The organism is Euhalothece natronophila Z-M001, assembly GCF_007904085.1.
Lineage (GTDB): Bacteria > Cyanobacteriota > Cyanobacteriia > Cyanobacteriales > Rubidibacteraceae > Halothece > Halothece natronophila.
Map to the genome: position 1 here is coordinate 1,229,924 of NZ_CP042326.1, position 20,117 is coordinate 1,250,040.

Here is a 20,117-nt window from a genome sequence, read left to right on the forward strand (position 1 = left end):
TAAGATGGTCTAAGCGAGCCATCAGATGAGGAAAAATTGTGTTACTTTGCAAAGGCTTTGAAGTGGAAATGTACACCGGAAGACCAGACGGAACTATTATTGGTCTTTCGGATCGAATTGTAAGGGATTTACAGGGATTTGTCCGTGAACCTGATAGTCGTAACGTAGAATATACTACAGCCCCCTTATGTTGTTATGATCGCCTATTATGTGCGTTAGTTCGTCCTCGCGTACAACTGCGCCAATACTTAAAACAACAGGGGGATTATACCTTAATTCCTGGCAGTACACTTTCCCTTGGCGGGAGTGAAAACTTTTATCGTTCTGATCCCCAAAATCCCTATCATGAGTATATTGAAAATACTTATGGGACAAAAGTAGTCACGGCCAGTATTCATATTAATATTGGCTTTGAAGACACAGAAAAACTAATGCAGGCGTGTCGCCTCCTCCGTTTAGAAGCTCCCTTATATTTAGCTTTAAGTGCTTCTTCTCCTTTCATTGATGGCAAAGCTACAGGCTATCATTCTACACGCTGGGCAGTTTTCCCCCAAACCCCTTCCTATGTTCCCCTATTTGAAGATCATGATCATCATATTTATTGGGTGAATGAGCAGCTGAATCAAGGGACAATGCAGAATGTGCGTCATCTCTGGTTATCAGTGCGCCCAAATGGGGATCATCGCCCTTATAACTTGAATCGCTTAGAATTACGGATTTGTGACTTAATTGTAGATCCGATCGCGCTGTTAGCAGTTACCGCCCTTTTAGAAGCCCGTCTCACCCAAATGTTGCTAACCCCTGATCTGGATCCCCTTCAGCAAAGTCAGTTACCAGCCCATAGCCGTGCTGATGATCTCGTCGCGATTTCTTACGAAAATGAACAAGCAGTAGCAAGAAAAAGCCTAGCAGCCGAAGTGCGACACTGGCAAGATGGACGACCAATTATTGTAGAAGACTGGATTCAAGATATCTATAATCAGGTGTATCCTATTGCTAAAGCAAAAGGGTTTAGTTGTTTTCTTTCTCCCGTACAGAAAATTTTACGGGAAGGAAATACAGCCCAGAAATGGCTCAACCAGTATGAAAAAGGGATTACTCCCCAGCAAATTCTGCAGCAAGGGATTGAAATTACTCGGCTACAAGAAGCAGAATTAGAAGATAAACTTTGTCAAGTCATAGCTGCCTAATGTTAGAAAATTTAGACCTCTCCCTCTCCTTAAAAAAAGATGACTATAAGGAGCAGATGAATGATTTAATGTATGAACTGCGATCGCTGCATCAGCAATGTTGGAACAAAAATCTCACTTTGATTATTGTCTTAGAAGGTTGGGCAGCGGCTGGGAAAGGAAAAATGGTGAAAAAACTTGCCACCTGCATGGATCCTCGTGGCTTTATTCTTCATCCTGTTGTTGCCCCTACCCCTTACGAACAACAATATCCTTTCCTATGGCGATTTTGGCAAGGACTGCCAGCAAAAGGGAATGTAGCAACCTTTTATCACAGTTGGTACACCCATGTTTTAGAAGATCGTCTCTTAAACAAAGTACAACCCAAAGCTGTTCCCTCTCGCATACAGGCTATTAACAGCTTTGAACGCCAATTAGCCCAAGATGGGATCGGGATTGCTAAATTTTGGGTTCATCTCTCTCAAGAGGAACTTCAAAAGCGACTAAAAAAATATGCTCAAGATCCCCTTGATTCCTGGCGGGTTAGGCAAGAAGATTGGCAACAACATAAGTATTACGAAGAATACAGTACCCTTGCTGAAGAAATGCTCACTCAAACCAGCACGGGAATTGTTCCTTGGACATTAATTCCTGGGGATAATAAGCGCTGGGCAAGAGTGCAATTATTAAGTCATGTTGCTTCGAGATTACGGGAACTTCTAGAACGTCCATCAAAAAATATTTCTCCTGTTACGAGTTTAGACAATCCTCCTCCAGAAATTGGTGGTTTTAATGCTCTCTCCCAAGTTGATTTAAGTCAAAGTTTATCCAAAAAATCCTATAAAAAACAACTAAAACAACAACAGATTAAACTGCGAAAATTACAGCGCAGTATTTATGAACAAAATGTCCCTGTTTTAGCCATGTTTGAAGGTTGGGATGCTGCCGGGAAAGGAGGCGCAATTAAACGTCTCACAGATGTGTTAGATCCCCGTAGTTATCAAGTACATCCCTTTGCTGCCCCGACTGATGAAGAAAAAGCCCATCATTACCTGTGGCGATTCTGGCGGAAACTTCCTCCAGCAGGAAAAATTGGCATTTTTGATCGCAGTTGGTATGGACGAGTTTTAGTGGAACGAGTAGAAGGGTTTGCCAGTGAGATAGAATGGCAACGCGCCTATCAAGAAATCAATGAATTTGAAGCGCAATTAATTAATCGCGGTTATGTTCTACTTAAATTTTGGATTCATATTGATCCTGATGAACAATTGAAACGGTTTCAACAGCGACAAGAAGATCCATTTAAGCAACATAAAATTACCGAAGAAGACTGGCGTAATCGGGCAAAATGGGATGATTATGAGTTAGCGGTGAATCAAATGGTGGAACGCACCAACACCGCGATCGCGCCCTGGACGATTGTTCCAGCCAATGATAAATACTATGCCCGAGTTAAAGTTATTGAAACCCTGACACAAGCTATTGAAAATAAACTGATTTCTTAAATGAGGAGATTACTTCTTGCCCAGACGAGATAGAAAGGTTTTTAACTTGTACTATTTCGCATGTTGCTACGTAGTTCACATTAAAATAGAAGTCGTAGCCCTAACTCATCAATTATGGTAGCCAAACGACTCAACTTTAATGCGAACTGGCGTTGGTTAATTCCTCCCCTCATCATAGCGATCCTGCTTTTAGTTTTTTCGGGAACGCTGGTTCACCTCACCACAGAGAATTGGTGGTTTAGCGCGATCGGGTTTTCGGAAGTCTTTTGGACACTTCTCACTTGGCGCAGCATCACTTGGGTGGGAACTTTTGTCATTTTTGCCCTCTTTTTGAGCTTAAATTACTGGTTTGCCATGCGAGTGACTCGTTACTCCACCATTCGGATGCTAGACCAGAGTAACTTTTCATTTTACGCCGATCGCGCTCCTAAATACATTGCCCCTATTCTCATCTTTTTTATCTCCCTTGCCGCTGCCGGAACCAGTATGACGGCTTGGGATACCCTACTCAGGTTTCTCAATGCAACGGAGTTTAATCAAAGTGATCCCATTTACGGAAGAGATCTTAGCTTCTACGTCTTTGAACTTCCCTTTTACCAAGGGCTACAAGGTTGGCTATTTGGGCTTCTCCTAATGGGATTATTCATTGCAGGAGTCGTTTATGTGATCAAAGGAAGCATTAGTTTTGCTCGTGGCTGGCAAAATTTGATCGAGGGAGAGGCAAAAGCCCATCTTTGCTTACTCCTAGCAGGATTAGCTTTTCTCATTGCCTTTCAGTTTTGGCTACAACGTTATGATTTACTCTTTTCTAGAGAAGGAGTGGTAACAGGGGCTGGTTTTACCGATGTTCATGCCCGTTTGACTGGTTTAACAGCGATGGGCTTTATGGGATTAGGCCTTGGGGTAATATTTATCGCCTCAGCAACGAGAAATACCCTAATTCTGCCCTTAACTGGGATTGGCTTATATCTGGGAGTTTATATTCTGCTCTATCAAGTTTATCCCAGTGTGCAACAACAGGTTACCGTTGATCCCAATGAACTGGCTAGAGAAAGAGAATACATTGAGCATAATATAGACTTTACTCGCCAAGGCTACAATTTAAGTGATGTGGGACGCGAGGATTTTCCCCCACAAGGAAGGCTCGATCGCGCTGATATTGCTGCCAATCAAGAAACCATCCGTAATATTCGACTTTGGGATTATCGCCCTATACTCAGCACCTACCGCCAACTTCAAGAAATTCGCCCCTACTATAGTTTTCTTGATGTGGATGTAGATCGCTACACCATTGATGACAACTATCGCCAGGTCATGTTATCGTCACGGGAATTGCCTCGTGCGCCTCAACAGCGTTGGATTAGCGAACGGCTGAAATATACCCATGGTTTCGGGTTAGTGATGAGTCCTGTTAATCAAGCCACCTCAGAAGGGTTACCCTCCTTAATTATCCGTGATATTCCGCCTGTTTCCAATGTTGATTTAGACGTAGAACAACCAAGAGTTTATTATGGCGAAGCGACCAATAATTATATTTTTACGGGGATGGTAGAAGATGAATTTGACTATCCTTTAGGGAATGAAAATGCGGCAAATCGTTATGATGGCGCAGGCGGTGTTCCCATTAATTCCCTTTGGCGACGGTTACTGTATTCTTATAACTTAGGCAGTTTCCGAGTTTTAATTTCTGAGCAATTTACCTCTGAATCTCGCATTCATTATCATCGTAATATTCGAGAGCGGATTCATCATGTGGCCCCATTTTTGCGCCTTGATAGTGATCCCTATGTCAGCTTAGTTGATGGTCGTCTCAAGTGGATTGTTGAAGGTTATACCATTAGCAATAATTATCCCTATTCAGAACCAGTCACTGCCATTACCGACGCTGGACAAATTTTAGGCGGTGGAAGTAACGAAATTTTAGAGGGAGGATTTAATTATGTTCGTAATTCCGTCAAAGCAGTCGTTGATGCTTATGATGGAAGCATGGAATTGGTCGTGGTTGATGAAGCTGATCCGATTATCCAAACTTATGAGAAAATTTTCCCTAATTTATTTACTTCTATAGAAGACGTTTCTCCTGAATTACAGTCTCATTTCCGTTATCCCTTGGACTTATTTAATATCCAAGCCCAGATGTATCTGGAATATCACATGACCAGTCCCGAAGTCTTTTATAATCAGGAAGATTTATGGCGGTTTGCTTTAGAAAATTATGAAGGGAGTCAGCAACTGGTTGAACCCTACTACACGATTATGCGCTTACCTGGGGAAGAAACAGAGGAATTTGTGTTGATTTTACCCTTTACTCCTGTAGAGCGAGATAATATGATTGCTTGGATGGCAGCGCGATCGGACGGGGAAAATTACGGCAAATTATTACTCTATGAATTTCCAAAACAATCGCTAACTTATGGGCCGCGTCAAATTGAAGCCAGAATTGATCAAAATACTGAAATTTCCCAACAATTAAGTCTTTGGGATCAGCAGGGTTCAAGAGTCATTCGTGGCAATTTATTAGTAATTCCCATTGAAGAGTCTCTGCTCTATGTAGAACCAATTTATTTACGAGCCGATCAAGGAGAATTACCGCAATTAAGACGAGTGGTTGTTTCTCATGGGGATGACTTAGTGATGCGAGAGAGTATTGAAGAAGCAGTAACTGCCATTTTTGGGGAAGAATCTCCTGATCCCATTGAGGAAGAAGATCCTGAAGAAGAACCCCTAGATGAGCCTTTAGAACAGCCTCAAGCAGAAGTGGACATTTCTCAAGACTTAGTGAGACGCGCCCGAGAAGTCTATCAAGAAGCGCAAGAGGCAGCTCAAGCAGGTAATTGGGGAGAATATGGCGAAAAAATTGAAGAATTAGAGGGAATTTTAGAAGATTTAAATCAGGAGTCGAATAATGATTAGTCAACCTTTAGAGCAAAAAAAATACACCGCCCAAGAATATCTAGATTGGGAAGTTACTGCCCAACAACGTCATGAATTTATCAATGGAGACATTATCCCGATGGCAGGAGGAACGCCCAATCATAGTAAAATCATTCTTAACTTTGGTTCAGTTACCAACTTTGCCTTAAAAAGCAAAAATTATGATGTCTTTGTTTCTGATCTAAGACTTCATATCCCAGAAAAGAATATCTATACTTACCCCGATATTATGATTGTAGAAGGAGAATTAGAACTACAGTCAGGGCGTAAAGATACGATTCTTAATCCTTGTTTAATTGCAGAAGTTTTATCCAATTCCACTCAGGGTTATGATAAAGACGAAAAATTCCAAGCCTATCGCACCATTCCCAGTTTCCGAGAATATATCTTAATTGATCAGTATTCTCCTCACATTGAACATTATCGCAAAACTAATACCAATCAATGGTTATTTACTGAGTATCAGGGATTAAGTTCAATTCTTGCTTTGGGCATAGGGGAAATTACAATTCCTTTAAGTGATATTTACGACAAAGTCAATTTTGAAAGTGAATAAAATTAGTGAATTTCTCCTGTTGGTAGTGGGCAAATTAAAACTTGAGTCTTAATTTGATCCATCATCAAATCTCAACGAACTAAGAAACGGCAAAAAGTAATAAGGATCCAACTAAAGAAGCTCCGATCGCGTAGTAAGCAGTAGGAAAGAGCAACTTCCGAATTAAAATCCCTTCTCGACCAACCATCGCTACAGTAGCAGCTGCTGCCACTACATTAGACACACAAATCATATTACCAGCAGAAGCCCCTACCGTTTGCAAGCCAAGGATTACCTCAGGCGGTAAATTAGTTTGCGTGGCGACTCCAAATTGAAACAAGGAAAACATCAGATTACTGACAGTCACACTTCCCGCGATAAATGCACCAATTAAGCCCACAAAAGACGCTAACCAAGACCAAGTTTGAGTAAAGATGGCAGAAGCCTGATCTGCTAAATAAACTGGCATACTCGGTAAATCTAATTGATTGCTGTCAGTACCAATAAAAATTTGCGCCATTGCAACTGCTGCTAAAAGCGGAATCACTGCTGATAGTAATTGTTTTCCTGCTGCAGTAAGTGCTTTTTGAGAGCGGGAAGGAGATAATTTAAACAGAAAAATGCTGATAACTACCACCACTAGAAACAAAGTAGGAGGAAGATATAGAGGAGTAGAACTAATTTCGATCTCAGTGCCAAAAACTTGCTCCCAATCAAGGCTAACCCCTTGTAAAATCTCTTTGAATGGTAAAAAATCTAAACGTGACAATAGTAGTAACCCAGCTACTAAGCCATAGGGCAACCAAGCTAGCCAAATCGGCAGCGATCGCGCTCTCAGTTCTTCTACTTCATAATCTGGACTCGACCAACTCTCTAACCATTGACTAGGTTCAGGAAAGTCCCAAGAGCGTTGAATGGGAAACCAGCCTTGACGAACCGTTGTAATTACTAATAATAATCCCACCATGCCCCCAACTAAAGTGGGAAATTCCGGTCCAATTAATATAGCAGTTATCGCATAAGGAACAACAAAAGCAGCCCCTGCAAATAATAAAAATTTCCATTCTGAAAAAGCAGAACGCCAGTCAGGATTAGGACTAAACGTGACTGTAAGAAGCGTAACAATAACTAACGGCAAGAAAAAGCCTAACACACCATGAATGAGAGCAGCTTGAGTTGTAATCTGTTGTAATAACTCTTCCATAGAGAGTTCAGACTCTTGTAAGTAATTCGTTACAATTTCTGGACTCCCTAATCCATTACGAATACCAACAATAATTGGGGTTCCCACCGCTCCAAATGTAGAAGGGGTACTTTGAATGACGAGAGTCACCATCACTGAAGCTAAGGGAGGAAACCCAATTGCAACAAGAAGTGGTACACAAACAACAGCAGGAGTACCAAATCCCGCAGCTCCTTCAATAAAAGATCCAAACAACCAAGCAACAATTACTACTTGTATCCGTCGATCAGGAGAAATCCCTAATAAGCTTTTGCGAATTACCCCTAAAGCGCCAGCTTGACTAATAATATTCAGCAATAACATTGCCCCAAACAAGATGTAAAGAATTTCTAGGGCAATCACCACTCCTCTTAGTGAAGTGGCAGCTAACACTTCTGGGGGAACTTGCCACGCTACGCCGGCACTAATTGCAGTAATTACATAGACAATAGGCATCGCAATACTAGCAGGTTGTTTTGCGATCACCAGTAATAACAGAATAGAAAGAATGGGAATAAGTGCGAAAATTGTATAAAGCAAGGTTTACGCTTAATCTTTATGCTTCATTTATACAGGTGGATAGTTTATCTCAAATGCTTCAATAATTAAATAGTGAAAATCCCTTTTGGTTTCACCGATAATAATTTCCGCTGCTGTAGCCCTTGCTTGCTTAAGATCGCATTCGCAGCCAAAAAGCCACTACTCACGGCCCGTTCCATTAAGCCACAGGGAAAGGGCATTTTTACCCAGTCTCCTGCAAAAAAGAGATTTGCCATAACGGTTTCTGTTTCAGGACGGTTTTCGTAACTACCGGGGGGATAGCCTGAAAAATTCTTTTGATTGACTAATTGCTGATGTAATAGCGTTGCTTGTGCTAATTCAGGAACAATTTCATACAGTTCTTGTTCAAAGGTACTTAACAGGGTTTTCTGGTCTGGAAAGTCGGTTTCTTTGTAGCAGTAGGCGTGAAGTTCAACCACACTTCCCCCTGTTTTTTCGCTCCAAGCAATATATTCTTCTTGAATGCGGTGATAAAGACAAATGCTATCAGTGAGGGCATAGCCAGAAAGGGAAGCAAAGTAACTATGTTCCCAAGTAAAATCACGATCAAACCAGAATCTTGCTACAGCAAAAGGATCAGCAATGGCTAATTCTTCAATTTTTTCTCTTTGTTCTGCGGATACGTCTCCTTCTGCGAGAGAAAATAAATGTTTAACTCCCGGAACATCCGTTGCAAATACAAAATAATCACTGCTGATTGTTTCTCCCTGTATCTCCTCGGAAGTGTCCATTCCGACTAATTGCACAGCATCTTCTTGTTTTTGCACAATTTGTAAACGGGGTAAATTTTGCTTGGCGGGGCCACTTAAAACGGTGCCATCACTAGCAAATAATGAGCCATGACAAGGACACAGAAATTGCCCATCCGCTTGTCGTTTCACAGTGCAACCTTGATGAGTACAACTTAAGGAAATGGCTTCGTTTTCATTATCGATAGGGGTGTAAACCTGATCGCCTGCACCATAATAAGCCACTTGCTGATCACTGAGATGGGGATTTTTATTAACCCAAAAGGGGGCTTGTGGTTGGTTAGTTCCTTGTTGATAGGTTAGGTTTTTAATATTTCCGTCTTGACATTGAATTTGAGTCACTTCGGCTTCGGGAATAATCCTTCCCCCATTGCTTTTAATTGCCTCAGCGATGGGGTTAACTATGCTGGTTCCCATATCATCGTTAGTTCCATAAAACGCAAGCCCTTCGGGATTACCAAAAAAGTAGAAATGGAAAAATTGCATTAATTCCCCAACACTCAGTTTATCTGGGGCGTTGAGACTTGATTTAGCAAAGGGAAGGAAATAGAGATCATATAAGCCTTGGGGGAAACTCCCTTCTACCCAGTCTGAAACAGCCATCTGATCAAGACGTTGAAAACTGTCGGGGATATTAAAACCGCCAATTTCCCGAAAAACTTCCCAATGTTTGGGATCGGTGAGATTAATTCCCCAACGGAAAAGGTTGGAGGAGGAAATGGCTAAATCGACAATATTCCAAGGAAAGGCAGAATGGTTGGGACGGAAAACTTCGGGGTTATACTCGCCATCACGGAAGACAACTGAATAATATTCTAGGGAGTGAAGATTATCCCGAATATTTAATTCTTCCATTAGGCGGTTAAAGTTGTAATACTGGGGAAAAAAGCCGTGAAAGCCATGTTCCATGCGGAAGGTTTCGTCTCCCACTTGGATATCCCAACTGGCAATTTTCCCTCCGAGTTGCGGTGATTTTTCTAGTAAGGTAACATTAAATCCGCGCTGGCTTAGTTCGTAGGCACAGGCTAATCCTGCTAATCCTGCACCGACGACAGTGACACTTTTTTTGTCTTGCAGTTGGGTGGGAAGGGTTAGGTTTGTGGTTTGCGCGATCGCGGGTTCTGGTTTTGCAATGCGAGAATACCCAATTGCACCGGTAGCAATTCCGATGCCAAGCAGTTGTAAGACTTTACGGCGAGAAATTGACGAAAGCCAAGGAAAGTTAGATGATTGACGGTGATCCATAAATAATAGACGATAACTCCTCACACAATGAAATACTGGCGCGAGACTCTAGCAGTAGCCCGACGCATCTTAATAGAGTTAGGGCGACGAAAACGTAGTTTAATATTTTGGGCGATTTTCCCGATTACCATTTTGCTACTTAACGGCTTTATTTTGGCAGAACGAGCGAATTTGTCAACCGAGGAAGCCTTTACCAATGCCGCTCCTGTTACCTTAGTTGGAGCCGCTCTTTTTTTTAGTTGCTTAGGGGGAAGTGTCGCCACAGTGGTTTCTGAGAGAGAACAACAAACGCTCAAACGGTTATTTTTATCACCCCTGAGTGGGTTATCCTACTTTTTAGGCATTTTTGTGGCTCATGCTTGTATTGGTTTTGGTCAAGGGATTTTAGTCTATTTAGTCGCTGCATTTTTCGGAGTTGAAATTGAGCAATATGTATTTCTTGGGTTATTTATTATTTTAATGAGTATTGCTGCGTATGTGGGATTAGGCTTTATTTTAGGCACGCAGTTAGCCCGTCGTACAGAGGATGTGAATGCGTTGGTGGCGGCGTTTGGGGTTCCTTTGTTAATTTTAGGCGGAACGTTTCTCCCGGCGGCGTTATTTCCTGATGAGTTACTAGATATTGCTGAGTTTAATCCGATTTTTCACATGAATGAGGCGTTATTGGGCATTTGGGCGGAGGAAAAAACTTTAGAGGAAATTCAGTCTCATTTTATATTTTTAATGATTTTTAGTGTCTTAATGATTGGCGGTGGCTGGCTATCTTATCAGGGAATGTTACGACGAGAAAGGAGGTTATAATTCGTGTTAAAAATTGAGGGTCTTTGTAAGAATTACGGGGAAGCTACGGTTTTAGATAATCTTGGCTTAACGGCTTTTCCACAGCAAGTTTATGGGTTATTGGGGCCAAATGGGGCAGGGAAAACTACGACAATTAATATTTTGTGTAATCTCTTAGAGCGCGATCGCGGCACGATTGAATTTAAGCAGCAACCCATATCAGAAAAAACAAAATCTATTATTGGCATTGCCCCCCAAGAAAATTTACTTTATAAAAGTCTCAGTTGCGAAGAAAATTTACAGTTTTATGCTCAATTATATGGGCTAAGTCGTCAACAACAAAAGGAACAAGTCCAATGGTGTTTAGAGGCAGTTCAATTGCGCGATCGCGCTAAGAGTGTGGTCACTGATTTAAGTGGGGGAATGCAACGACGCTTAAATATCGCAGTTGCGCTAGTTCACAAACCAGAATTAGTTGTTTTAGATGAACCCACCACAGGATTAGATATTGAAACCCGTTACGAAATTTGGGCATTAATTAACCAGTTACGAGAAGCTGGAATGACGATTTTATTAACCACACATTTATTAGACGAAGCGGAAAAACTCTGTCAACGCATCGGCATTCTCAAAAAGGGAAAAATTATTGCTGAGGGGAGTTTAGACCACTTAAAAGAAACAATACCAGCCGCCGAAATTATCATCATTCAAACCTCAGAAGAAGAACAAGCCATTGAACGGGGAAAAGAATTAGGTTATACGCCTCGCCATTATGGAAATAATCTTGCCTTTTGGTTGCCTGAGTCAAAAGAATTAAAAGCCATTATCGAGGAATTTGCTGATATTCCTATTCAGTCACTCACTCGGGAAGCAGTTAATTTAGAACATATCTATCTGGAAATGATGAATCATTAGTTTAGTCATTAGTCATTGGTCATTGGTCATTGGTTTACAAACAACGAAGGACAAAGGACTAACAACAAAGGACTAACCAAATAGCCAGTTGTGAAATTGCCACAAAGCGAGTGAAACTTAAGAATATTTTTAGGTTAGGATAATAGATTGGAAATAAAACGTTATCTCTTGGAGAACGAAGGGTCAGAACTATGTCTAATGCGCTGATGTCGAAACCCGTGGTAGAAGCTGCCCCAGATAAGGAAGAAAAGAAAGAAGCAGCAGAAGTGAAACAATACTTAATGAAAGTGGATCAGCAAGCTAAATTCCTTCACTTACAGGCAGAAATTGAATCTTTGTGGCAGCAAGTCCAGCGCGCCAGCATTGATAATTAGTTATGGTGTCATAATTTAGAATTATCAACTGTCATTGCGAATTTCTGGGCGATTTCGGGGTAAATAAGTTAGGTTAAGAAGTGTAAATTGAATTTATGTCAGAGACGGATGTTGTTGACGTTCTCATCCTCAGTAATGGGCCAGGGGAACTTTCCACATGGGTACGCCCAGTGGTGGCAGCATTGCAGTCTCATCAATCTCCACAACTGAGAATTAGAATTTCTGTCGTGTTATCCCCCTGTCCTCACGCTACAGGTCAGGAGGTGAAGCTCGCTCAGTCAATTCCAGGTGTGACAAGGGTACAGGGGCCACAAGCCTTTTTTCCTTTTCTCCTTTGGGGGAAAACTGTCGATCACTGGAACTGGCATAAGCAAGGCATCGTCTTATTCTTAGGGGGAGATCAGTTTTTCCCAGTTGTAATCGGTAAACGGCTGGGATATCCCGTCGTCATCTACGCAGAGTGGGAGACACGCTGGCATGCCTGGGTGGATCGCTTTGCAGTAATGAACGCCGACTTAATCCCAAAAGCTCCTCAATTACATCGCCACAAATTTACTATCGTCGGTGATATCATGGCAGATTCTCAAATTGCTCTCAACCAACAAACCGCCCCCCTCCCCCTTGGCATTGGGGCAGAATTAATCGGGCTTTTACCTGGCTCGAAACCTGCCAAACTAATGCAGGGAGTGCCTTTAATGATCGCGATCGCGCAATCTCTCCATACTCAGCGCCCACAAACTGAGTTTATCATTCCCGTTGCACCCACCCTTGATCTAAAAACCCTCGCTAAATATGCCAGGGCAAAACATAATCCCCTAGTCAAGGAATTAGGGGGAATGAGTGCTAAGTTAGTGACTCCTGAAGAGGAATTACCCTATCTTGAAACCAAAACAGGATTAAAAATCAAGCTCTGGACACAATCTCCTGCTTATGATGTTCTCGCCCAATGCTCTCTCTGTTTTACTACTGTGGGGGCAAATACCGCCGAATTAGGGGCTTTAGCAATTCCGATGGTGGTACTACTCCCCACTTACCAATTAGATGCTATGCGAGCTTGGGATGGGCTTCCGGGAGTGCTAGTCAATCTACCGCTAGTCGGGAGTGGGTTTGCTAGAGTCATTAACTGGTTTGTTTCTCGACAAAAACGCCTGTTTGCTTGGCCCAATATTTGGGCAAAAGAGGAAGTTGTCCCTGAATTAGTGGGAAAATTACAGCCAGATGCTGTTGCTGAAATTGCTTTGAACTGGCTGGAACATCCCGATAAACGGCTAGCCATTCGATCGCGCTTACAACAGATTCGCGGTAAACCGGGTGCCTCGAAAAAAATTGCGTCTATTTTACTGGAACAACTTCAAGCAACCAAGCCCTAATTTTGAGCGACCATTGTTTCCTCTTGGAGTAATTTTACCGCTTCTTGATATTGCTGATCTTCCTCTGTTCCCATTTGTGAGAATGGGATCAACGATTGAGACACCTTATAATCAGGTTCAATGCCTGCTTGATTAATATCCCGATGGCTTGGGGTTTCGTATTTGGCAACTGTTACGGCAATCCCAGCGTCGTCGGGTAACTCAAATAAAGATTGAATCAAGCCTTTACCAAACGTGGTTTCTCCCACAATGGTGGCACGATGATTATCTTGTAAAGCCCCTGCTAAAATCTCGCTAGCACTGGCACTGCCTTCATTAACTAACACCACGAGGGGGGCATCAGTAATTGCGCCGTCTTTTGCCCCGTAACTGCCAATGAGGCCTTGACGGTTGACGGTATAAACCACTGTACCATTATCTAACCACAAACGAGCCACTTCAATTCCCGCTTGTAGTAACCCCCCAGGATTATTGCGTAAATCGAGGATAAATCCTTGTGCGCCCTGCTGTTCGAGATCAGATACCTGATTAGCAATTTCATCTGTAGCATTGGCACTAAATTGGGCAAGGCGAATATAGCCCAGGGGATAGTCAGGGTTACTGTCATCAAGACTGGCATATACTGGACTTAGGGAAATACGATCGCGTACAATATCCACTTCTCGCTGTTGTCCACTTTCTGAGGATTCTACCGTCAGTTTCACATGAGTGCCTTCTTTTCCTCGCATCCGAGAGGCTGCCTCATCGAGAGAAAGATTTTTGGTACTAACCCCATCAATGGCTAAAATCTGATCGCGTGGTTCAATCCCTGCTTTTTCTGCGGGCGATCCATCAATGGGGGTAACCACTTCTAACTGTTTGGTTTTAGAATTAATATTAATTTGTAACCCTACCCCAGATAGTTCTCCTGAAGTGTTGACTTGTAGGCTACGATACTGCTGGGGTCGTAGTAGGCGAGTAAAGGGGTCATCAAGGCTCGCTAACATTTCTTCAATGGCTTGATAGGTTGCCTCTCGATCTGAAAAGCCTTTATCTAGAAAGCGTTGTCTAACAAACCACCAGTTTTGATCATTAAAGGTTTCATCCACATACGCTTGATTAACGGTACGCCATGCTTGCAGAAAAAGTTTCTCCTCTTCGCTATAATAGGCATTGGCATTACCTGTCCAACTGAACCAAACTAACCCGATAACTGCGATCGCTGTTAAAAGTTTTTGCCAAAAATTACGTTTACTCATGAAAAAAATATTAATTAAATCGGTACTCCAAATTGATTATAGCCAATAATTTTATCAGGAGTTTTGCTATCAAGAGTTGGTAAATTTCTAATTTCTTCGCCAATATTACGTATAACTTCAATATCAACTTGTTTATTTGGTTTCTTTTGTAAAGAAATAGAATCAACTTGATACAAGAGTTTGCCCTTGATCTCCATCCCTGCTAAAGACGGAGGCATTTTTACAGAGAGAACCCCATTTTGATCTATATAAGCATCAACCTTAATTTGTTGCATAATCTTAGACTTTTTATTAGCAATCACCTTCTTAATTTTAACTTACGAAGATACAATTAAGCCTGCGCGATTGACCCAGAGGGTCACCGAATCGAAGATTCGATCGCGCTTCCTTTAGCTTGGATAATTTCCCGAAAATCATCCGGACTGACAACTTTTGCTTCTCCGCCAAACCCTAAAATCCAACGATGGAGATCAATATCTTCTAATGACCATTGGGGTAGAGTAACTCGAAAGCGATGGGGAAATTTTTGATCTGAGGTTTTTCTGAGGCTAAAGAGGTTTCGGTTTTTTCGTAACAACTCCCGATTAAACGGTTGTGACATTTTCATCTGGCTAAGGGGAAACCGTCTTGTTCCTTCACTAATAAACTTAAACGTTTGATCCGTGAACCAAATTTCAATGGTCACTTCTACTTTTTTTCGTTCTGAAACCTCCTTACTAAGATATTGTTTTTGTTGTTTAGGATCATTGCCTAAAAACAGTCCGCCACAAGATTGATATAGGGTAATTAGTTGCTTGAGAGATTTAATTTGATAATTGCGCGATCGCGCTTTAGATTGAGGCTTTCCTAAAAATAGACGATCTAATCTTTCAAACTTTAATAACCCTTTCTTTTCTCCTTCTGCATATTCAAATCCCAAATACCAACCAATATTATGAAAAACAATCTGTAGAGGATAAACTAAAAATAAATTGTCTTGACTTTCATCAAATGTTCCTCCCCCTTGGATTCGCCCTAATTCTAATAATTTACCTTCTTCAATTGCGGCTTCTACTTCCTGTGTTGACTGCGCGATCGCGCTATCAGAAAGCATCTCTAAATTAACAATATTTCGATTATGAATGGCACGAACTGGATAATGATCAGATTGGGCTAACTTTGCCATTTCCATCCGTTCTTGAAACTTATTATAAACCTGTAAATCTACAGGATCATTAAAACTTTTCGCCTGTGCTTCTAGAAGATGAAATACTCTTACTAGATCTGTTGTGGATAAAATCGCCGTTCCTGCAAAATAACCTCGTTTCATTGGAAAATCAGGTAAAATACCATAGGGTTTTAATATCTTTTCAATATCTTTTCGCAGACTATCCCGAAAATTATACCCCACTAAATTCTCTTGTTGCATTCGAGCGACTAAACTATCAAGAGTTCCTTTTTCCCGATCCCAAATAAACGGTTCATGAATAATCAAGCGAATCGTTTTCATTAACCGTTGAAATGGCTCAACATCGGAATAGCTGTGAGTATTGGCTTCAAATTCCTCAGAAAGCGTTAAATTAAAATCGGTTCTAATATCTGCTTTACCGATAATACCATTCTCTTCTAGCCATTGTAAATCTTTTTCAATTTTTTTATAATCAGCATAAATCGGATCAATTATCTTGCTCATAAAAGCACAAATTTCTTCTATATCAGTTTTAAACTTGTTTGTGTTACCAATAATTTCTTTAACTGTGTCTGGATCAGTATTTTGTAAATTACCAATTCCAGGATAAGTAATAAGTAAGCGAATTAAGTAGAGTAATCGCTCAAAGTCTATCAACTCAGAATAATTATGCCGAGTTACTTTCTGAATCCGATTTTGCCGATTAATTAAACTGCGATCAAAGGCTTTTTGTTTATTTTGAAATTGTTTAATCAGAGAAGTTTTTAATAGTGGATTTAGTGGATAAACCGTGTCAAACCCTTCTGCAACAATAGGAGGAAATTGTTTCAATGACGCGGACATTCTTTTAATAACATGATCAGGAACTTGGCGTTCTCTTTGACTATTCCAGAACAAGCAAGTTTGAAGCGGTGTTTTCAAATACCAACCTAACCATTTAACTCCTTGATATTGATTGAGCTTTTCTAAGAGTGCTATTCGCCAAGGACGTTTATAATTTGTGGCATCATAAATAATAGGATAACCTGCTTGAATTGAGGTTTCAATTTCATGGAAAACTTCTGCTTCAATCTTTGACCATTGTCCTTGAATTGTTTCATCACCAAATAGTTTTTTGCGAATTTGATCAGTAGAAACAATGCGATAATTGGGATCATATTCAGTAATGGCTTCTGCTAAAGTTGATTTACCACTACTTGGGCAACCGATTAATATATGACAAAACATAATTGATTTGTCCTTTGTTGTTTGTAAACTAATGACTAATGACAAAGGACTAATGACTCATATTAACTTAATTCTCTCTATACGTACCATAATTAAGCGCGAATGACGAAAACAGCGATCGCGACAGCAAAATGTTAAAATAACTTAACAACAGAAGTCTTTTTTGACTAATCCTGAATCAAATTTATGAAATGTATCATTAACCGTCGGGCGCAATTCTCCGCCGCTCATCGTTACTGGCTTCCAGAACTGAGTGAAGCGGAAAATCAAGCCCAATTTGGAGAAGGAAGTCGGTTTCCCGGACATGGACATAATTATGTCCTTTATGTGTCTTTAGAACAAGATATCGACCAATATGGCATGGTCATGAACCTCTCGGAGGTAAAACCTGTTATTCGAGAAAAAATTACCAGTCAATTGAATAACGCTTATCTCAATGATGTCTGGGAAGAGTTTTCCGAAACTTTACCTACTACAGAAAATGTGGCGAGAGTCATTTGGCAACGTTTATCCCCTGATTTACCGTTAGTCAATATCCGTTTATTTGAACATCCTGAACTTTGGGCAGATTATCAAGGAAAAGATATGGAAGCATCATTAACCGTTGGAACTCATTTTAGTGCCGCCCACCGTCTGGCGCGTCCTGATTTAAGCTATGAGGAAAATTGCAAAATTTATGGCAAATGCGCCCGTCCTCATGGTCATGGTCACAATTATCATCTAGAAGTAACAGTGACGGGAGAAATTCATCCTCGCACTGGGATGGTAGTCAATTTAGAAAAACTCCATCAAGTATTAGAAGATGAAGTGGTCGAACCGTTCGACCATTATTTTCTAAATGAGGATATTCCCTACTTTGCTGAGGTGGTTCCCACCGCAGAAAATATTGCCATTTATATTGCTCAACTCCTGCGACAGCCCATTGAAGAACTAGGAGTCACCCTAGAGAGGGTAAAACTGATTGAAAGCCCCAATAACTCCTGTGAAATTAATTGTCGCTCTCTATTTACTGAAACAACTAATGAAGCCACTCGTGAACCTGCTTTAGCCAGTTATTAAGCAACTAATCGCGGAAAAGCCCTCTACTCAATTGGAATGAGCAAGGGGCTTTTTTTATGCACAGTTGCTAGGAAAAACCTCTCCCTTTGTCGCTACATAATTAAGCAAACCGACGGCGGAGAATGGGTTGAATCAACAATAAAATCACGACATCAAAGGCAAATAAAGCGAGTAGGCTTGCCCCAAAAGAAAGGTTTAACCATGGAGTTTCTAAGACAATACTGCCTAAACTCCATTCTCCATTTAAGTAGATATAGCGAATGGGTTCAATGGCATAAGTTAGGGGATTTAGACTCGCTACCACTTTTAACCAGTTTGCCATAAAATTCAGTGGTGCAAGGGCGGTACTGGCAAATAAGAGGGGAAGATTCGTTACAAAGATGACTGCAATTAATTCTACGTGACCAGGAAGGGCAAAGGCTAATCCTAAACTAAGGGCAGTAACCCCAGCGACAATGAAGAAAACAATGAGCGCGATCGCGCTTAATCCTGCTATACCCGGCAAACCAGCCCCAACTACTGCACTTAATCCCACAATGGCGGCAGTTTGTAAAAAGCTCAGGGCAATAATATAGAGGGTAGAAGCGGCGACAATGGAAAATCGGGTGCTTAACGGTGCAACCAGCAAGCGGTTCAGAAAACCAAACTCGCGATCAAACATCACGGGTAATCCTGCATTTAACGCCCCTGAAAAAGCAGTAAAAATAATCACCCCTGGGGCAAGAAACTGACTATAGTTTACCCCTTCTCCTAGTAATCCTTCTGGGGCATACTGGAATAACGCACCAAATAAAATAAGCCACATTAATGGCTGCACAATCCCAGCCACTAGCGTAGAAGGGCGACGCTGTAACTGAATAAAAAGTCGTTTGGTTAGGGCAACGGTTTCTTGGAAAAACTCATTGACGGGATTTTCGGTTACTTGTTCTTGGCGTTCTATTAGAGAATTAGGGGATAATGGGCTAAGACTTTGACTCATAATTATTGTTCTCCTATCGTGATTTAACCACCTTTCATTGCTTGTTTTTTCTCGGCTTTGATATCGCGACTCCCTGCTGCTGCCATTTCCGCATCCAAGAGAGTGCGCCCAGTGGCAGCTAAATATACATCATCTAAACTAGGACGAGATTGGGAAATGCCAAAAGTCGGCAGGTTGAGATGCGAGAGTTTATTTTCAATATCCGTAATGGCATTACTATGGGGTTCAACCACTAAGTTTAAAGAATTTCCTTGTGCGGGATTAATAATCACCTCTCTGACAAAATCAAGGTGGGATAACTGTTCTTTTGCCTTTTCTGCTTCCTCGGTGGGAGTAAATTCTCGAATCCGAAGGGTAACGCGATCGCCGCCTAAACGATCTTTTAACTCATTGGGAGTCCCACTGGCAATCACTTTTCCTTGATCAATAATCGCAACGCGATCGGCTAAGGCATCCACTTCTTCCAAATAATGACTGGTAATTAACACAGTTGTACCAGCATCTCGCAACTTCCTTAAAAAGTCCCACACCACAAAGCGGCTTTCGATATCTAATCCCACTGTGGGTTCATCTAACACCAATACCTCTGGCTGATGGAGTAATCCTGCTGCGAGATCAAGGCGTTTTTTCAATCCCCCCGAATATTTGCCCGTTTTTTGATCAGCATAGTCTTCTAAGCCTAATAAGTTCAATAGTTGGGAAATACGCTCTTGGGCAATGGATTTCGGGATATGATAGAGACTCGCTTGTAGTTGTAATAATTCCCGTCCCGTGAGAACTTTATCTAAGGCAACTTCCTGTGCCACATAACCTAGCTTACGTCGAGCTATTTTCGGCTGTTCAATACTGGAAATGCCTCCCACCTCCACTCGCCCTCCATCAGGCTTAGTTAAGGTGCATAAGCAACGAATCGTCGTGGTTTTTCCTGCCGCATTGGGCCCAAGTAAGCCAAAAATTTCCCCCGATTCTACTGTAAAGGTAACGTCTTTGACTGCTGTTACCTCACCATAGGATTTTTTCAGATGTTCGATGCAAACAACAGATGTCATAAAAGTTCCTACCTAAAAATCTATCTAAGTAGCGCAAC

16 protein-coding genes are annotated in these 20,117 nt (G+C 41.4%); 9 read left to right on the forward strand and 7 right to left on the reverse strand.

Annotated elements, in window-relative coordinates; all coding sequences use genetic code 11:
• Positions 1-38 precede the first annotated feature (38 nt).
• The 4 genes from gshA to FRE64_RS05830 all read left to right on the forward strand — a co-directional run bounded on the left by gshA (position 39) and on the right by FRE64_RS05830 (position 6,164).
• Positions 39-1,190: a glutamate--cysteine ligase gene (gshA, locus tag FRE64_RS05815; RefSeq protein ID WP_146295084.1), complete on the forward strand. Its 1,152-nt coding sequence runs from the start codon at positions 39-41 to the stop codon at positions 1,188-1,190.
• Positions 1,190-2,674, forward strand: a complete 1,485-nt coding sequence (pap, locus tag FRE64_RS05820) for a polyphosphate:AMP phosphotransferase (protein ID WP_146295085.1) — start codon at positions 1,190-1,192, stop codon at positions 2,672-2,674. Before gshA ends, pap begins: the two co-directional genes overlap by 1 nt.
• Before the next feature lie 114 nt (positions 2,675-2,788).
• Positions 2,789-5,587, forward strand: coding sequence for a UPF0182 family membrane protein (locus FRE64_RS05825; protein WP_146295086.1), 2,799 nt, complete (start codon positions 2,789-2,791; stop codon positions 5,585-5,587).
• Positions 5,580-6,164 (forward strand): Uma2 family endonuclease, encoded by a 585-nt coding sequence (locus tag FRE64_RS05830; RefSeq protein ID WP_146295087.1) that lies wholly within the window; start codon positions 5,580-5,582, stop codon positions 6,162-6,164. The genes FRE64_RS05825 and FRE64_RS05830 overlap by 8 nt, the downstream gene beginning before the upstream one ends.
• Before the next feature lie 79 nt (positions 6,165-6,243).
• On the opposite strand, the gene FRE64_RS05835 is transcribed toward FRE64_RS05830, so the two are convergent.
• Positions 6,244-7,905, reverse strand: coding sequence for an L-lactate permease (locus tag FRE64_RS05835; RefSeq protein WP_146295088.1), 1,662 nt, complete (start codon positions 7,903-7,905; stop codon positions 6,244-6,246).
• 65 nt (positions 7,906-7,970) lie between these two features.
• Positions 7,971-9,920 carry an FAD-dependent oxidoreductase gene (locus FRE64_RS05840; RefSeq protein ID WP_146297293.1) on the reverse strand — a complete coding sequence of 650 codons (1,950 nt, stop codon included), beginning with the start codon at positions 9,918-9,920 and terminating at the stop codon, positions 7,971-7,973.
• A gap of 27 nt (positions 9,921-9,947) precedes the next feature.
• Between FRE64_RS05840 and FRE64_RS05845 the strand changes: the two genes are divergently transcribed.
• The 4 genes from FRE64_RS05845 to FRE64_RS05860 all read left to right on the forward strand — a co-directional run bounded on the left by FRE64_RS05845 (position 9,948) and on the right by FRE64_RS05860 (position 13,359).
• The gene (locus FRE64_RS05845) at positions 9,948-10,721 is read left to right on the forward strand and encodes an ABC transporter permease (RefSeq protein ID WP_146295089.1); all 774 of its coding nucleotides are present in this window, start codon (positions 9,948-9,950) and stop codon (positions 10,719-10,721) included.
• 3 nt (positions 10,722-10,724) lie between these two features.
• The gene (locus FRE64_RS05850; protein WP_146295090.1) at positions 10,725-11,615 is read left to right on the forward strand and encodes an ABC transporter ATP-binding protein; all 891 of its coding nucleotides are present in this window, start codon (positions 10,725-10,727) and stop codon (positions 11,613-11,615) included.
• Positions 11,616-11,806: 191 nt separating this feature from the next.
• A complete protein-coding gene (locus tag FRE64_RS05855) occupies positions 11,807-11,989 on the forward strand; it encodes a hypothetical protein (protein WP_146295091.1) in 183 nt (60 codons plus the stop codon).
• Between the two features lie 95 nt (positions 11,990-12,084).
• Complete coding sequence (locus tag FRE64_RS05860; protein ID WP_146295092.1) at positions 12,085-13,359, forward strand: glycosyltransferase family protein; 1,275 nt, start codon at positions 12,085-12,087, stop codon at positions 13,357-13,359.
• On the opposite strand, the gene ctpA is transcribed toward FRE64_RS05860, so the two are convergent.
• Genes ctpA through FRE64_RS05875 form a run of 3 tightly spaced genes read right to left on the reverse strand, consistent with a single transcriptional unit; the run spans position 13,356 to position 16,992 of the window.
• On the reverse strand, positions 13,356-14,597 hold the full coding sequence (ctpA, locus tag FRE64_RS05865; RefSeq protein ID WP_146295093.1) for a carboxyl-terminal processing protease CtpA: 1,242 nt from the start codon (positions 14,595-14,597) through the stop codon (positions 13,356-13,358). The genes FRE64_RS05860 and ctpA overlap by 4 nt on opposite strands.
• A gap of 14 nt (positions 14,598-14,611) precedes the next feature.
• Positions 14,612-14,899 carry a hypothetical protein gene (locus FRE64_RS05870; protein WP_222597867.1) on the reverse strand — a complete coding sequence of 96 codons (288 nt, stop codon included), beginning with the start codon at positions 14,897-14,899 and terminating at the stop codon, positions 14,612-14,614.
• Positions 14,900-14,955: 56 nt separating this feature from the next.
• Positions 14,956-16,992 carry an AAA family ATPase gene (locus tag FRE64_RS05875; RefSeq protein ID WP_146295095.1) on the reverse strand — a complete coding sequence of 679 codons (2,037 nt, stop codon included), beginning with the start codon at positions 16,990-16,992 and terminating at the stop codon, positions 14,956-14,958.
• Between the two features lie 186 nt (positions 16,993-17,178).
• On the opposite strand from FRE64_RS05875, the gene FRE64_RS05880 reads away from it, so the two are divergent.
• The gene (locus FRE64_RS05880; protein WP_146295096.1) at positions 17,179-18,051 is read left to right on the forward strand and encodes a 6-pyruvoyl trahydropterin synthase family protein; all 873 of its coding nucleotides are present in this window, start codon (positions 17,179-17,181) and stop codon (positions 18,049-18,051) included.
• Between the two features lie 100 nt (positions 18,052-18,151).
• Here the strand turns inward: FRE64_RS05880 and FRE64_RS05885 are convergent, their stop codons facing one another.
• On the reverse strand, positions 18,152-19,030 hold the full coding sequence (locus tag FRE64_RS05885) for an ABC transporter permease (RefSeq protein ID WP_146295097.1): 879 nt from the start codon (positions 19,028-19,030) through the stop codon (positions 18,152-18,154).
• A 23-nt stretch (positions 19,031-19,053) separates the two neighbouring features.
• A complete protein-coding gene (locus tag FRE64_RS05890; protein WP_146295098.1) occupies positions 19,054-20,079 on the reverse strand; it encodes an ABC transporter ATP-binding protein in 1,026 nt (341 codons plus the stop codon).
• Positions 20,080-20,117 lie beyond the last annotated feature (38 nt).